The organism is Streptomyces sp. KL116D (genome assembly GCF_030766975.1).
Taxonomy (GTDB): domain Bacteria; phylum Actinomycetota; class Actinomycetes; order Streptomycetales; family Streptomycetaceae; genus Streptomyces; species Streptomyces longispororuber_A.
The window spans coordinates 122,107-136,715 of the sequence record NZ_JASERH010000032.1 but is presented as its reverse complement, the minus strand read 5'-3'; the positions used below and the strand labels follow the sequence as shown (position 1 = coordinate 136,715).

Sequence of the window (14,609 nt, the reverse complement as noted above, 5' to 3'; positions counted from 1 at the left end):
CCCCGGGTCGCCCCTGGGACACCGTTCTCAGGAACGTCCCGCATGATGGACCGCGCCTCTGAAGGGACCGCCATGCCCGCACTCCGGACACTCCTGGCCATACCCGTGACTGCGGCTCTTCTGTGCCTGAATCCGGGCAGCGCACCGCGCCCGGGAACCCCTGCGGAGGCCACTCTTCCGCTGCTGGTCACCCAGGGCAAGGCCCCGGCGGCCGCGCTGCTCACCACCGAGGGCGCGGACACCCGCTTCACCACCACGAATGCCGCCCTCACGCCCGCCGATCACGTGCGCGCGGGCAGCATCACGAAGACGTTCGTCGCGACGGTGGTCCTCCAACTCGCGGCCGAGCGGCGCCTGGACGTATCCGCCCCGGTCACCCGCTACCTCCCCGCCCTCGCCCCCCTCGGCGACCTCACCCTGCGCTCCCTGCTCACCCACACCAGCGGCCTCTACGACTTCACGGCCACGAACCACGGGACGACGCCGCTCACCCCGGCGGCCGTGGCGGCCCTCGCGCTGGCCCACGCCCGCACCGCGCCCGGCGGCGCCTGGGCCTATTCCAACACCAACTACGTACTCCTCGGCATGATCATCCGTCAGGTCACCGGCCACTCGTACGCCACCGAGGTCCGCCGCCGCATCATCGCCCCGCTGCGCCTCACCGGCACCAGCTTCCCCGGCACGCGCACCGCCGTCCCGCGCCCGCACGGCCCCGACGCGATCCGCCTCGATCCGCGCGCGGCGGGCGCGGCCGGCGAGGTGATCTCCACGCTGCCCGACCTGAACCGCTTCTACCGGGCCCTCCTGAGGGGCCGGCTGCTCCCGCCGTCCGCCCTGTCCGCGATGCTCAACACCCGCCCCGCGCACGGCCACTACGGCATGGGCCTGTTCCCCGAGAGGCTCCCCTGCGGCATCACGGTCTGGGGCCACAACGGCCGCATCGCCGACACCTACGTCCGCACGGCATCGACCCGGGACGGCTCCCGGGTGATGACGTACCGGGTGACGCGGCAGACGCTGGCGAGGGGCCCGGACGTGGAACGCCGCTTGCTGACGGCCGAGTTCTGCGTCTGACGCGCGGGGCCGGGGAGCGGTGTCAGAGCGGCACGATGTCGGGCGCGCCCAGCCGGGCCGCGTCGGCCGTGAGGTCGTCCGGCTGCAACTGCGACTCCCGCTCGGCCTCCACCCGCTTCTCGTAGTGCTCGACCTCCCGCTCGACCTGGTCCTTGTCCCAGCCCAGCACCGGCGCCATCAGCTCGGCCACCTCCCGGGCGGACCGCGTGCCCCGGTCGAAGGTCTCGATGGAGATCCGGGTCCGCCGGGTCAGCACGTCGTCGAGGTGCCGGGCCCCTTCGTGCGAGGCGGCGTACACGACCTCGGCCCGCAGGTAGTCCTCCGCACCGCCCAGCGGCGCCCCGAGCCCGGGATCGCCCGCGACCAGTTCCAGGACCTCCTCGGCCAGCGCCCCGTACCGGTTCAGCAGGTGCTCGACCCGTACGACGTGCAGCCCGGTCCGCGCGGCGATCCGCGCCCGCGCGTTCCACAGCGCCCGGTACCCCTCGGCGCCGACCAGCGGCACGTCCTCGGTGACGCACTCGGCGACGCGCTGGTCGAGCCCGTGCACGGCCTCGTCGACGGCATCCTTGGCCATGACCCGGTACGTCGTGTACTTGCCGCCGGCCACCACGACGAGCCCCGGCACCGGATGCGCCACGGTGTGCTCGCGGGACAGCTTGCTGGTGGCGTCGGACTCGCCCGCGAGCAGCGGCCGCAGGCCCGCGTAGACGCCCTGCACGTCGTCACGGGACAGCGGCACGCCGAGCACGGAGTTCACGTGCTCCAGCAGGTAGTCGATGTCGGCGCTGGAGGCGGCGGGGTGCGCCTTGTCCAGGTCCCAGCTGGTGTCAGTGGTGCCCACGATCCAGTGCCGGCCCCACGGGATCACGAACAGCACGCTCTTCTCGGTGCGCAGGATCAGCCCGGTCGTCGAGTTGATCCGGTCCTTGGGCACGACGAGGTGGATGCCCTTGGAGGCCCGTACGTGGAACTGCCCGCGCTCGCCCACCATGGCCTGGGTGTCGTCGGTCCACACGCCGGTCGCGTTCACGACCTGCTTGGCCCGGATCTCGTACTCGCCGCCGCCCTCGACGTCCTCCACCCGGGCCCCGACGACCCGCTCGCCCTCGCGCAGGAACCCGGTGACGCGGGCCCGGTTGGCGGCCTTGGCCCCGTACATGGCGGCGGTGCGCACCAGGGTCGCCACGTAGCGGGCGTCGTCCATCTGCGCGTCGTAGTACTGAAGCGCCCCGACCAGCGCGTCCTTCTTCAGGCAGGGCGCCACCCGCAGCGCGTGCTTGCGGGTCAGGTGCCGGTGCACGGGGAGTCCGCGCCCGTGGCCGCGCGCCATCGACATCGCGTCGTATAGGGCGACACCCGACCCGGCGTACAGCCGCTCCCAGCCCTTGTGCTGGAGCGGATACAGGAAGGGGACAGGCTTCACGAGGTGCGGCGCCAGCCGTTCGAGCAGCAGCCCCCGCTCCTTCAGCGCCTCCCGCACGAGCGCGAAGTCCAGCATCTCCAGGTACCGCAGGCCCCCGTGGATCAGCTTGCTGGACCGGCTCGACGTGCCGGACGCCCAGTCCCGCGCCTCGACGATCCCGGTGGACAGGCCCCGGGTGACCGCGTCGAGGGCCGTGCCCGCGCCGACCACGCCCGCGCCCACGACCAGGATGTCCAGTTCGCGCTCGGCCATCGCGGCCAGCGCCTCCGCACGCTGCTCGGGTCCCAGTGTCGCTGACTTCACTGCTGCCTCCCGGTGTCGTGGGGTTCCAGGGCGCACGCCGCCGCGCAATGCGGCATGTTCCCGATTCTGACCCTCCTGCCCGATTCCAGCCACGCCGAAGCGTAGGGGTGTCCCCTAAAGCAACACTCCGAATCCCGCGACCCGACAATGCCGCATATCGGTCATATTTACTCCTAGTCTGACAGTGCGCTCGCCCGTCCTGTCCACCGGGCTTGCACCCTCGTCCCGCTCCGGCTAAAGGCCGGTCCGCCTCCCGGGAAGGACGGCAACCGCCATGCCCGCAGACCTCGCCGTCATCGGCCTCGGCCACCTCGGCCTGCCCCTCGCCCAGGCCGCAGTCGCCGCCAGGATCGCGACGGTCGGCCACGACACCGCCCGTGCCCAGGACCTCGCGGCGGGCCGGCTGCCCGGCGACGCGGACGGCGCGGCCATCACCGCCGCCGACGTCCGCCGCATGCTGGCCACCGGCTTCCGCCCCACCGCGAACCCGGCCGAACTCGCCCGCGTCCGCACCGCGGTCGTCTGCGCCCCCACACCACCCGGAGCGGACGGCACCCCGTCCCTCACCCCGGTGATCGAGGCGACCCGCACCCTGGCCGCCCACCTGCGCCCGCACACCACCGTCATCATCGAGTCGCCGGTCCCGCCGGGCACCACGGAGACGGCGCTCCTCCCCCTCCTCGAAGAGGGCTCGGGCCTGCGCGCCGGCCGCGACTTCCACCTGGCCCACGCCCCGGGCCGGATCGACCCCGGCAACCGCACCCACCCCTACGCGGCGACCCCCAAGGTCATCGGCGGCCTCACCCCGGCCTGCACCGAGTCCGCGGCCACCTTCTACAACCGCCTGACCGACAAGGTGGTCCGCGCCCGCGGCCCCCGCGAGGCGGAGACGGTCCACCTCCTGGAGACCAACTACCGCCACGTCAACATCGCCCTGGTCAACGAGATGGCCGTCCTCTGCCACGACCTGGGCGTCGACCTGTGGGACGTGATCCGCTGTGCCGAGACCAAGCCCTTCGGCTTCCAGGCGTTCCGCCCGGGCCCCGGGGTCGGCGGCCACGCCCTCCCCCAGGACCTGACGTCCCCGCACCTGCCCACGCGCCCGCTGCGCATGGTGGAACTGGCCCGCCAGGTCAACAACCACATGCCGCGGTACGTCGTCCAGCGCGCGGCCACCCTCCTCAACGAACACGGCAAGTCGGCCCGCGGCGCCCGCGTCCTGCTCCTCGGCGTCACCTACAAGCCGGACCTCGCCGACCAACAGGCCACCCCCGCCGAGGAGATCGCGACCCGCCTCATGCAGCTCGGCGCGGCCGTCAGCTACCACGACCCGCACATCCCGTCGTGGAACGTCCTGTCCCGCCCGGTCCCGCGCGCCGACTCCCTCTACGAGGCGGCGGCCGACGCGGACCTGACGATCCTGCTCCAGCACCACCGCACGTACGACCTCCAGGGCCTCGCGGTGAAGGCCCAGCTCCTCCTGGACACCAGGGGAGCGACTCCGGCAGGAGCGGCTCACCGGCTCTGACTGCTACTCTGCGGCCCTTCTGCGCACATCCGTGCCAGCATTCACACCCCAGGGGGACCGCATGACCCAGCCGCCGCAGCCACAGGACGGAAATCCGTACGCCCAGCAGGGCCCGCCCCAGCCGGGCTACGGCTACCCGCAGCAGCAGCCGCCCCAGCAGCAGTACACCCCGTTCCCGCAGCAGCAGGGCGGCCCGATGGGCGGCGGCTTCCCGCCCCCGCCCCCGGCGGGCCGCAGCGGCAACGTCGCCCTCGGCATCGTCGCGGCGGTCGTCCTGGCCCTCGTGACCGCCTGGATATACGGCGCCATCATGAAGGCCGTCGAGGCGGAGATCGGCTACGCGGCCGTCGGCGTCGGCCTCATCATCGGCTTCGCCGCGGGCAAGATAGGCGGCCGCAGCCAGGCGCTGCCGTTCGTCTGCGCGGTGCTGGCGCTGGGCGCGGTGTACCTGGGCCAGCTCACCGGCTACGCGATGGCCATTGCGGATCTCGGGAACGTCTCGTTCCTCGACATCCTCACGGATCACTTCAGCGACCTCAACGAGGGCTGGAAGCACGAAGCCGACTTCCTGACCTACCTCTTCCTCCTGGTCGGCGCGGCAGCCGCCTTCGGCAGCACGAAGAAGGCCTCCCTCTAAGAGGCTTCGGGGCAGAAGGAGCGCCCCTCAGGGGCGCGGGGAACTGCGCGACCAGCCCCCACCGGCCCGCAGACGAACAGGCGCACAAACGGGTTGGGCCCCGCCGAACGGCGGGGCCCAACCCATATCCGGCTACGACACGGCGTCAGCGACGGTGATGCGAGTCGGCCACAGTGACCTCCACCCGCTGGAACTCCTTGAGCTCGCTGTACCCGGTCGTCGCCATGGCCCGCTTCAGCGAACCGAAGAAGTTCATGGACCCGTCGGGCGTGTGCGAAGGCCCGGTCAGGACCTCCTCGGTCGTCCCGACCGTGCCCAGGTCGACCTTCTTGCCGCGCGGCACGTCCTCGTGGACGGCCTCCATGCCCCAGTGGTGACCGCGGCCGGGCGCGTCCGTGGCGCGGGCCAGCGGGGACCCCATCATCACGGCGTCGGCACCGCAGGCGATGGCCTTCGGCAGGTCGCCGGACCAGCCCACGCCACCGTCGGCGATGACGTGCACGTACCGGCCGCCGGACTCGTCCATGTAGTCGCGGCGGGCGGCAGCCACATCGGCCACGGCAGTAGCCATCGGCACCTGAATGCCCAGGACGTTCCGGGTCGTGTGAGCGGCCCCGCCACCGAACCCGACAAGAACACCCGCGGCACCGGTCCGCATGAGGTGCAGCGCCGCGGTGTACGTGGCGCAGCCGCCGACGATGACCGGCACGTCGAGCTCGTAGATGAACTGCTTCAGGTTGAGCGGCTCGGCGGCGCCCGACACGTGCTCGGCGGAGACGGTCGTCCCGCGGATCACGAAGATGTCGACGCCCGCGTCCACCACGGCCTTGGAGAACTCGGCGGTGCGCTGCGGCGAGAGCGCGGCGGCGGTGACGACGCCGGAGTCGCGCACCTCCTTGATGCGCTGCTTGATCAGGTCGGCCTGGATCGGCGCGGAGTAGATCTCCTGCAGACGGCGGGTCGCGACCTCGGGCATCAGCTCGGCGATCTCGTCGAGCAGCGGCTGCGGGTCCTCGTACCGGGTCCACAGACCTTCGAGGTTGAGCACGCCGAGGCCACCGAGCTCACCGATGCGGATCGCGGTCGCCGGCGAGACGACGGAGTCCATGGGGGCGGCCAGGAAGGGCAGCTCGAAGCGGTAGGCGTCGATCTGCCAGGCGATCGAGACCTCCTTCGGGTCGCGGGTGCGCCGGCTCGGTACGACGGCGATGTCGTCGAAGGCGTACGCGCGGCGGCCGCGCTTGCCGCGCCCGATCTCGATCTCAGTCACGTTGTGGGGCGCCTTTCCATTGGGTCCCTCTTGGGCCTGCGTGTCCAGTATCCCCGACACACACGGGAGGGGCGGCCCCGGTGACCCCGGGACCGCCCCTAGCCCATACGACCTGCGATTACTTACGGCTGTAGTTCGGCGCCTCGACCGTCATCTGGATGTCGTGCGGGTGGCTCTCCTTGAGGCCCGCGGACGTGATGCGCACGAAGCGGCCGTTCTGCTGGAGCTCCGGCACCGTCTGGCCGCCGACGTAGAACATCGACTGGCGCAGACCGCCGGTGAGCTGGTGCACGACCGAGGAGAGCGGACCGCGGTACGGGACCTGGCCCTCGATGCCCTCGGGGATCAGCTGCTCGTCGGAGGCGACGCCCTCCTGGAAGTACCGGTCCTTGGAGAAGGACTTGCGGTCGCCACGCGTCTGCATGGCACCGAGCGAGCCCATGCCCCGGTACGACTTGAACTGCTTGCCGTTGATGAACAGCAGCTCGCCCGGCGACTCCTCGCAGCCCGCGAGCAGCGAGCCGAGCATCACGGTGTCGGCACCGGCGACGAGCGCCTTGGCGATGTCGCCGGAGTACTGCAGACCACCGTCGCCGATGACCGGTACCCCGGCCTCCTTAGCGGCGAGGGACGCCTCGTAGATGGCCGTGACCTGCGGGACGCCGATGCCGGCGACGACGCGGGTGGTGCAGATGGAGCCCGGTCCGACACCGACCTTGATGCCGTCGACACCGGCGTCGATGAGCGACTTGGCGCCGTCCCGCGTGGCGATGTTGCCGCCGATGACGTCGACACCGCTCGAGTTGGACTTGATCTTGGCGACCATGTCGCCGACGAGCCGGGAGTGGCCGTGCGCGGTGTCGACGACGATGAAGTCGACGCCAGCGGCGATCAGCGCCTGGGCGCGCTCGAAGGAGTCACCGGCCACGCCGACCGCGGCACCGACGAGCAGCCGGCCCCCGGCGTCCTTCGCGGCGTGCGGGTACTTCTCCGCCTTCACGAAGTCCTTGACGGTGATGAGCCCCTTGAGCACACCGGCGTCGTCGACCAGCGGAAGCTTCTCGATCTTGTGGCGGCGCAGCAGCTCCATGGCGTCGACGCCGGAGATGCCGACCTTGCCCGTGACCAGCGGCATCGGCGTCATGACCTCGCGCACCTGACGGGTGCGGTCGGACTCGAAGGCCATGTCGCGGTTGGTGACGATGCCGAGCAGCTTGCCCGCCGGGTCGGTCACCGGGACGCCGGAGATCCGGAACTTGGCGCAGATCGCGTCGGCCTCGGCGAGCGTCGCGTCGGGGTGCACCGTGATCGGGTCGGTGACCATGCCGGACTCGGAGCGCTTCACCAGGTCGACCTGGTTCGCCTGGTCGGCGATCGACAGGTTCCGGTGCAGGACGCCGACGCCACCCTGCCGCGCCATGGCGATGGCCATGCGGGACTCGGTGACCTTGTCCATCGCGGCGGAGAGCAGCGGGATGTTCACCCGCACGTTCTTCGACACGTACGAGGAGGTGTCGATCTGGTCCGGCGCCATGTCCGACGCGCCGGGCAGCAGCAGCACGTCGTCGTAGGTCAGCCCGAGTGTCGCGAATTTCTCGGGCACTCCGTCGACGTTTGCAGTCATGACACCTTCCCCAAATGGCCTTGATCGGTGCGGATGTCCATGCTAACGGCCCGACGACGTGTCTCATTCCACGATCAAGATCATCAGGCTGATTTGTACGTTCACACGTACGCGAACGGGACCGTGTGCTACTGCTCGGCGAGCGCCCGCAGACGGCTCAGCGCCCGGTGCTGCGCGACGCGCACGGCGCCGGGTGACATGCCCAACATCTGCCCGGTCTCCTCCGCCGTGAGCCCCACGGCGATCCGCAGCAGGAGCAGCTCCCGCTGGTTCTCCGGAAGGTTGGCGAGCAGCTTCTTGGCCCATTCGGCGTCACTGCTGAGCAGGGCGCGCTCCTCGGGACCGAGGGAGTCGTCGGGCCGCTCGGGCATCTCGTCGGACGGCACCGCCGTCGAACCGGGTCCGCGCATGGCGGCGCGCTGCAGGTCGGCGACCTTGTGCGCGGCGATGGCGAAGACGAACGCCTCGAAGGGCCGCCCGGTGTCCTTGTAGCGCGGCAGCGCGAGCAGCACCGCGACACAGACTTCCTGGGCGAGGTCCTCGACGAAGTGCCGCGCGTCGCCCGGGAGCCGGGACAGCCGCGTGCGGCAGTACCGGATCGCGAGGGGGTGGACGCGGGCGAGCAGATCGTGGGTCGCCTGCTCGTCGCCGTCCACGGCGCGGCCGACGAGCGTACCGATGACCCCCTGTGGGGTCACTGTCTCGTCGTCGCGCATCGGTCCATGGTGCCTTGCCGCCGCGCGGTCCGTGGCACCGTGCCCTTGGTTGTGCACCGAAGCGTTATGAGCAGGTGCGCCGGAACTCATCTCCTGCGCCCTCCCCTCTCGCTGACCCTGCTCGCCCGACTCGTCGTCCCCGAGGAACTCCACACCTCAAGGATGCGGCATCCCGCGAGAAACGAAGAGCCGCGCCCCCGAAGGGGCGCGGGACAGTCTCGACACGCGGCTCCGCCGAGTGTGCGCGACCAGTCACCGCGGACCCGCGGACGACCGGTGACGCGGCACCTCGATGACGCTCTACCGCACCAGACCCCAGCGGAAGCCCAGAGCCACCGCGTGCGCCCGGTCGGACGCACCCAGCTTCTTGAACAGCCGCCGTGCGTGCGTCTTCACGGTGTCCTCGGAGAGGAACAGCTCACGCCCGATCTCGGCATTGGACCGGCCGTGGCTCATGCCCTCCAGCACCTGGATCTCACGCGCGGTGAGCGTCGGCGCGGCGCCCATCTCGGCGGACCGCAGCCGGCGCGGGGCGAGCCGCCACGTCGGGTCGGCCAGCGCCTGCGTCACCGTGGCACGCAGCTCGGCGCGCGAGGCGTCCTTGTGCAGATATCCGCGGGCCCCGGCGGCGACCGCGAGCGCGACCCCGTCCAGGTCCTCGGCCACGGTGAGCATGATGATGCGCGCACCGGGGTCGGCGGACAGCAGCCGCCGGACCGTCTCGACGCCGCCCAGACCGGGCATGCGTACGTCCATCAGAATCAGGTCCGAGCGGTCGGCGCCCCAGCGGCGGAGGACTTCCTCGCCGTTGGCCGCGGTCGTCACGCGCTCGACGCCGGGCACGGTCGCGACCGCGCGGCGGAGCGCCTCTCGGGCAAGCGGGGAGTCGTCGCAGACGAGGACGGATGTCATGACCGTCCTCCGCAGCTGATGCGCGTCACCTTGGGCCTCCAGGCTGGTACGAATCTTCACCTGTGCGGTCGACACTCTCAAGCAGTTTCGGACAGATGCCCGAGCGCTTGTTCTTTCAACCGCCTCTGCACCCTCAACGATGGTCACTCGAAAGAGTTACGGGTCGGACGGCCTACTTCGGCACTCTACGTGAGGGGCCGGACACAGCGGAGACGGCGCAACAGACCCTCAAGGTTTCATCACAAGCTATGCCCCATTTAGCGCCTTTTCTTCCCTTTTGCTGGTGTCTGTAGCTAGATTCTCAATGAGTCATATTTTCATCTCCTTAGACAGTAGATGTACGGTCATGGGCACCGTATCCGCGTCACAACGGCTACAAGGGGACACAGCAATGGCAGATTTCTCCCGCCTTCCCGGACCGAACGCAGATCTGTGGGACTGGCAGCTCCTCGCGGCCTGCCGCGGGGTCGACAGCTCGCTCTTCTTCCACCCGGAGGGCGAGCGGGGAGCGGCGCGCAGCGCCCGTGAGAACTCGGCGAAAGAGGTCTGCATGAGGTGCCCGGTACGGGCGGAGTGCGCTGCTCACGCCCTACAGGTGCGCGAACCGTACGGCGTGTGGGGCGGCCTCACCGAGGACGAGCGCGAAGAGCTGATGGGGCGGGCCCGCAACCGGCTCGTCGCGGCATCGGCGACGAGCGGGGGCCCGGCGGCCGCCGGGCTCTCCAGCGGCGCTTCCCACAACTGAAGGAACGTTTCTGCACCACGGGTGCGCCGCGGGTACGGCAGGGCGCACTCCGGTGCGCCCGTGCCCGGATCAGCGGGTGGCGGCCTTCGCGAGGTGGTCGAGGGTCGCGGCCACCGCCGGGACCTGGGCCAGATCGGGCAGGGTGAGCGCGACGATCTCGCGCTGCACCGCCGGCTCGACCGTCACTGTCCGTGCACCCTTGGGCCGAACGGACTCGATGGCCAGTTCGGGCAGGACCGCCACCCCGAGTCCGGCGCCCACCAGGCCGACCACCGCCGGGTAGTCGTCCGTCGCGAAGTCGATGCGGGGCGCGAACCCGGCGCCCCGGCACACCTCGACCAGCTGGCGGCGGCAGCGCGGGCAGCCCGCGATCCACGGGTCGTCCGCGAACGCGTCGATCGTCACCGAGCCGGCCGCCGCGAGCGGGTGCCCCTCGGGGACCAGACCCACGAGCCGGTCGGCGAGGAGCGGCCTGACCACCAGGTCGTCCCACTCCTCCGCCGCGTGGGCGCCCTCGTACCGGAAGGCGAGCGCGACGTCGCAGTCGCCCTCGCGCAGCATCTCGACCGAGCGCGGCGGCTCGGCCTCGACCAGCGAGACCCGGGTGCCGGGGTGCTCGGCGCGCAGGGCGGCGAGGGCCGTCGGGACCAGCGTCGAGCTGCCGCTCGGGAAGGAGACGAGACGGACCCGGCCCGCGCGCAGGCCCGCGATCGCGGCGACCTCCTCCTCGGCGGCGGTCAGCCCGGCGAGGATGCTGGCCGCGTGTCGGACCAGGGCCTCGCCCGCCTGCGTCAGCCGCATCTCGCGGCCGGTGCGGATGAGCAGCGGGGTGCCGGCCGAGGACTCCAGGGCCTTCATCTGCTGGCTGACGGCGGGCTGGGTGCAGCCCAGCTCGCGGGCGGCCGCCGAGAAGGAGCCGGTGGCGGCCACGGCGCGCAGGACACGGAGATGACGGGCCTCGATCATGCATCAATCATAAGCGGACCTTGGGGTCGGGCGCGAATAATGCGTAGCGGCTTTGGTGCGGGTCCCGTAGCGTCGACGTCATGAAGCTTCTCTCTCAACCTGGGCCGCCCGAAGGCCGTCGAGTACACCGACCAGCCCGAGGGACTGACCGGCATCGACAAGCAGCCGGTCGACGGGCCCGTGCGGGTGGCGGCGCCCGGGCAGAAGGGGATCGGCGCGAGCGGGCTCGCCGGGGACGCCGTGTGCGACACCCGGCACCACGGCGGCGACGACCAGGCGGTGTACGCGTTCGCGCGCGAGGACCTGGACGACTGGGAGCGCACGCTGGGCCGGCCGCTGCCCAGCGGCTCCTTCGGCGAGAACCTCACGACCGAGGGCGTGGACGTCTCCGGCGCGAAGATCGGCGAGCGCTGGCGGGTCGGCTCCGAGCTGGTCCTCGAGGTGACCTCGGGCCGGATCCCGTGCCGGACGTTCCAAGGGCATCTGGGCGAGAAGGGCTGGGTCAGGCGGTTCACGCAGGACGGCCGGTCCGGCGCGTACCTGCGGGTCGTCGAGCCCGGCGAGATCCGGGCGGGGGACGCCATCGAGATCCTGCACCGGCCCGCGCACGAGGTCACCGTCGCCCTCCAGTTCCGGGCCGTGACCACCGAGCGGAAGCTGCTGCCGCAGCTGCTCGCGGCGGGCGACGCGCTGCACCCGGAGTCCACCCGGCAGGCCCGGCAGTACGTCGAGAAGTACGGGGCGCAGGCGCACTCGTAGGGGAAAACCCGGGGGCTGCGAGGGGGTTGGGGTCGGGGGCGGTTCGGGGCCGTCCCCGATGTGGCGGCCCCGCGGGTGACGCGAGGCTCGGTCCATGGCCCGAATCCCCGGCAAGACCCGGCTCCGGCGTGTCCTCGTCGTCCTCGGCTCGCTCGTCGCCGTCCTCGCGCTCGCGATCGGCGGCGGTGTGCTGTGGCTGTGGAACGACGCGAAGGTGAGCACCGTCGGCACGACGGAGTTCCGCAACGAACTGGCGGTGCCGCCGCTCGCCCGGTCCAGCCTCGGGAAGGACGGCACCCGCGTCTTCGACCTGCGGATGCGGACGGGCGAGAAGGAGTTCACCGCCGGCCGAAAGACCGCCACCTGGGGCTTCGACGGCGACTACCTCGGCCCCACGCTCCGGGCGCGGCGCGGCGAGCAGGTCGAGGTCCGGGTCCGCAACCGGCTCCCCGAGGCCTCCACCGTGCACTGGCACGGCATGCACCTGCCCGCGCGGATGGACGGCGGCCCGCACCAGATGGTCGATCCGGGCCGGGACTGGACGCCCCGCTGGACCGTCGACCAGCCCGCCGCCACCCTCTGGTACCACCCGCATCCGCACGGGGCGACCGAGCAGCACGTGCAGCGCGGGCTCGCCGGGATGTTCCTCGTCGACGACGCGAGGAGCGAGCGGCTCGCGCTGCCGAAGCGGTACGGGGTCGACGACCTGCCGGTGATCGTGCAGGACGTGAGGTTCGACGGCGCGAAGTTCGACCACGGGCACGGGATGATGCGGTCCATCGGCTTCCTCGGCGACCGCACCATGGTCAACGGCACCCTCGACCCGTACCGGACCGTGCGCGACGAGCGCGTACGGCTGCGGCTGCTGAACGCGTCGACGGCACGGACGTACGACTTCGGCTTCTCGGACGGGCGGGAGTTCGCGCTCGTCGGGACGGACGGCGGTCTGCTGGAGCGGCCCGCGACGACGGACCGGATCCAGCTGTCCCCCGGGGAGCGGGCCGAGGTCGTGGTGCGGATGGTGCCCGGCGAGCGGACCGTGCTGCGCAGTCACGCGCAGGGCGACTACGGGGACGCGTGGCAGAAGCGGTTCGCGGGCGGGGACGACTCGTTCGACGTGCTGCAGCTGCGGGCGGCGGACCGGTTGCGGCCCTCGCCCGAAGTCCCTTCAGAACTGGGCGAGTTGGAGCTGCCGAAGGCCGCCGACGCGGTGCGCTCCCGGCACTTCGACCTCAAGGCGAGCGGGATCAACGGCCGCCCGATGGAGATGAACCGGGTCGACGACACCGTCACCCGCGGCACGACCGAGGTGTGGACCGTGCGCAACGACAACGGGATGCCGCACAACTTCCATGTGCACGACGTGCAGTTCCGGGTGGTGGAGGTGAACGGGAAGACACCGCCGCCCGCGCTGCGGGGCCGCAAGGACACGGTGTTCCTGCCCGGCGGGACGGAGCTGAAGCTGGCGCTGCGCTTCGACGGCGGGCCCGAATTCGCCGACCCCGACGTGCCGTTCATGTACCACTGCCACCTGCTGACGCACGAGGACGGCGGAATGATGGGTCAGTTCGTGGTCGTCGACAAGGGACAGCGGGCCACCAGCGGTTCCGTCGGGAGCTCCACTGATCATCGGCACTCCTAGGCGTCACTACCCTTGCTCCATGACTACGGCACTGATCACGGGATCCACCGCGGGCATCGGCGCCGCGTTCGCCCGGCGCCTGGCCGCCGACGGCCACAACCTCGTCCTCGTCGCGCGCGACACGAAGCGGCTGCGCGAGCAGGCGACCGAACTGCACGACGGGCACGGCATCGAGGCCGAGGTGCTGACGGCCGACCTGGCCACGGACGAGGGCATCGCGGCGGTCGAGGAGCGGCTGGGCGACCGCAAGGCCGCGGTGGACCTGCTCGTGAACAACGCCGGTTTCGGCAACAAGGGCCGCTACCTCGAAGTCTCCATGGCCGACGAGCTGACCATGCTGAAGGTGCACTGCGAGGCGGTGCTGCGGCTGACGTCGGCGGCGACCGGGGCGATGCGGGAGCGCGGGCGCGGCGGCGTGATCAACGTGGCGTCGGTGGCGGCGTTCGTGCCGCGCGGCACGTACGGGGCGTCGAAGGCGTGGGTCGTGCAGTTCACGCAGGGCGCGGCGAAGGACCTGGCGGGCAGCGGGGTGCGGCTGATGGCGCTGTGCCCGGGGTTCGTCCGTACGGAGTTCCACCAGCGGGCCGGGATGGGGACGGACAACATTCCGAAGTGGATGTGGCTGGACGCGGACAAGCTGGCGGCGTCGGCGCTCGCCGATCTGGCCCGCGGCAAGTCCCTGTCGATCCCGGATCCGCGGTACAAGGCGCTGATGGGCGTGGTGAAGGTGACGCCGCGTGCGCTTCTTGGGGGCATCACGTCGCGGACCGGGCGGAAGTACGGCCCGCAGTAGGCGGTTCCTTCGTCTGCGGGCCGGTGGGGGCTGGTCGCGCAGTTCCCCGCGCCCCTGAGATGCGCACCTTCGGTGCGACATCTCCCCACCGGGGGAAGGCTGCGCGAAGCGCATGCCTTCCAGGGGCGCGGGGAACTGCGCGACCAGCCCCCACCGAACCCGCACCCGAACATGAAAGCCCAGAGGCCCGCCTCCCCGGAAAGGGGAGACGGGC

Annotated in this window: 13 protein-coding genes; 7 read left to right on the top strand and 6 right to left on the bottom strand. The window is 71.4% G+C overall.

All coding sequences use genetic code 11. The features are described from left to right. Positions 1-72 precede the first annotated feature (72 nt). Positions 73-1,074 carry a serine hydrolase domain-containing protein gene (locus RBJ77_RS12575; RefSeq protein ID WP_372345058.1) on the top strand — a complete coding sequence of 334 codons (1,002 nt, stop codon included), beginning with the start codon at positions 73-75 and terminating at the stop codon, positions 1,072-1,074. A 22-nt stretch (positions 1,075-1,096) separates the two neighbouring features. On the opposite strand, the gene RBJ77_RS12570 is transcribed toward RBJ77_RS12575, so the two are convergent. Next, positions 1,097-2,803, bottom strand: coding sequence for a glycerol-3-phosphate dehydrogenase/oxidase (locus RBJ77_RS12570; RefSeq protein WP_372345057.1), 1,707 nt, complete (start codon positions 2,801-2,803; stop codon positions 1,097-1,099). 274 nt (positions 2,804-3,077) lie between these two features. On the opposite strand from RBJ77_RS12570, the gene RBJ77_RS12565 reads away from it, so the two are divergent. Then, positions 3,078-4,331: a nucleotide sugar dehydrogenase gene (locus tag RBJ77_RS12565; protein WP_372345056.1), complete on the top strand. Its 1,254-nt coding sequence runs from the start codon at positions 3,078-3,080 to the stop codon at positions 4,329-4,331. A gap of 61 nt (positions 4,332-4,392) precedes the next feature. Further along, positions 4,393-4,968 carry a hypothetical protein gene (locus RBJ77_RS12560; protein WP_372345055.1) on the top strand — a complete coding sequence of 192 codons (576 nt, stop codon included), beginning with the start codon at positions 4,393-4,395 and terminating at the stop codon, positions 4,966-4,968. Positions 4,969-5,113: 145 nt separating this feature from the next. Here the strand turns inward: RBJ77_RS12560 and RBJ77_RS12555 are convergent, their stop codons facing one another. From RBJ77_RS12555 to RBJ77_RS12540, 4 genes are all read right to left on the bottom strand, one after another. Further along, positions 5,114-6,238, bottom strand: a complete 1,125-nt coding sequence (locus RBJ77_RS12555; RefSeq protein ID WP_372345054.1) for a GuaB3 family IMP dehydrogenase-related protein — start codon at positions 6,236-6,238, stop codon at positions 5,114-5,116. A 118-nt stretch (positions 6,239-6,356) separates the two neighbouring features. Beyond that, positions 6,357-7,862: an IMP dehydrogenase gene (guaB, locus tag RBJ77_RS12550; RefSeq protein WP_255975369.1), complete on the bottom strand. Its 1,506-nt coding sequence runs from the start codon at positions 7,860-7,862 to the stop codon at positions 6,357-6,359. Between the two features lie 128 nt (positions 7,863-7,990). Continuing rightward, positions 7,991-8,578 (bottom strand): sigma-70 family RNA polymerase sigma factor, encoded by a 588-nt coding sequence (locus RBJ77_RS12545; RefSeq protein WP_305128166.1) that lies wholly within the window; start codon positions 8,576-8,578, stop codon positions 7,991-7,993. 300 nt (positions 8,579-8,878) lie between these two features. Continuing rightward, positions 8,879-9,490 carry a response regulator transcription factor gene (locus RBJ77_RS12540; protein ID WP_003948568.1) on the bottom strand — a complete coding sequence of 204 codons (612 nt, stop codon included), beginning with the start codon at positions 9,488-9,490 and terminating at the stop codon, positions 8,879-8,881. Positions 9,491-9,881: 391 nt separating this feature from the next. Here RBJ77_RS12540 and RBJ77_RS12535 point away from each other — a divergent pair, with 391 nt between their 5' ends. Further along, positions 9,882-10,235 carry a WhiB family transcriptional regulator gene (locus RBJ77_RS12535; RefSeq protein ID WP_372345053.1) on the top strand — a complete coding sequence of 118 codons (354 nt, stop codon included), beginning with the start codon at positions 9,882-9,884 and terminating at the stop codon, positions 10,233-10,235. A 69-nt stretch (positions 10,236-10,304) separates the two neighbouring features. Here RBJ77_RS12535 and RBJ77_RS12530 read toward each other — a convergent pair whose 3' ends face one another. Continuing rightward, positions 10,305-11,201 carry a LysR family transcriptional regulator gene (locus RBJ77_RS12530; RefSeq protein WP_372345052.1) on the bottom strand — a complete coding sequence of 299 codons (897 nt, stop codon included), beginning with the start codon at positions 11,199-11,201 and terminating at the stop codon, positions 10,305-10,307. A gap of 99 nt (positions 11,202-11,300) precedes the next feature. Between RBJ77_RS12530 and RBJ77_RS12525 the strand changes: the two genes are divergently transcribed. The 3 genes from RBJ77_RS12525 (at position 11,301) to RBJ77_RS12515 (ending at position 14,395) form a co-directional block, all read left to right on the top strand. After that, a complete protein-coding gene (locus tag RBJ77_RS12525) occupies positions 11,301-11,960 on the top strand; it encodes an MOSC domain-containing protein (protein ID WP_372345114.1) in 660 nt (219 codons plus the stop codon). 94 nt (positions 11,961-12,054) lie between these two features. Continuing rightward, positions 12,055-13,602, top strand: coding sequence for a multicopper oxidase family protein (locus tag RBJ77_RS12520; protein ID WP_372345051.1), 1,548 nt, complete (start codon positions 12,055-12,057; stop codon positions 13,600-13,602). Between the two features lie 19 nt (positions 13,603-13,621). Next, positions 13,622-14,395 carry an SDR family NAD(P)-dependent oxidoreductase gene (locus RBJ77_RS12515; protein WP_372345050.1) on the top strand — a complete coding sequence of 258 codons (774 nt, stop codon included), beginning with the start codon at positions 13,622-13,624 and terminating at the stop codon, positions 14,393-14,395. Positions 14,396-14,609: the final 214 nt, after the last annotated feature.

Coding starts and splice junctions, on each gene's coding strand:
- RBJ77_RS12575 (WP_372345058.1), top strand. CDS start 73: ATGCCCGCACTCCGGACACTCCTGGCCATACCCGTGACTGCGGCTCTT.
- RBJ77_RS12565 (WP_372345056.1), top strand. CDS start 3,078: ATGCCCGCAGACCTCGCCGTCATCGGCCTCGGCCACCTCGGCCTGCCC.
- RBJ77_RS12560 (WP_372345055.1), top strand. CDS start 4,393: ATGACCCAGCCGCCGCAGCCACAGGACGGAAATCCGTACGCCCAGCAG.
- guaB (WP_255975369.1), bottom strand. CDS start 7,862: ATGACTGCAAACGTCGACGGAGTGCCCGAGAAATTCGCGACACTCGGG.
- RBJ77_RS12545 (WP_305128166.1), bottom strand. CDS start 8,578: ATGCGCGACGACGAGACAGTGACCCCACAGGGGGTCATCGGTACGCTC.
- RBJ77_RS12540 (WP_003948568.1), bottom strand. CDS start 9,490: ATGACATCCGTCCTCGTCTGCGACGACTCCCCGCTTGCCCGAGAGGCG.
- RBJ77_RS12535 (WP_372345053.1), top strand. CDS start 9,882: ATGGCAGATTTCTCCCGCCTTCCCGGACCGAACGCAGATCTGTGGGAC.
- RBJ77_RS12530 (WP_372345052.1), bottom strand. CDS start 11,201: ATGATCGAGGCCCGTCATCTCCGTGTCCTGCGCGCCGTGGCCGCCACC.
- RBJ77_RS12520 (WP_372345051.1), top strand. CDS start 12,055: ATGGCCCGAATCCCCGGCAAGACCCGGCTCCGGCGTGTCCTCGTCGTC.
- RBJ77_RS12515 (WP_372345050.1), top strand. CDS start 13,622: ATGACTACGGCACTGATCACGGGATCCACCGCGGGCATCGGCGCCGCG.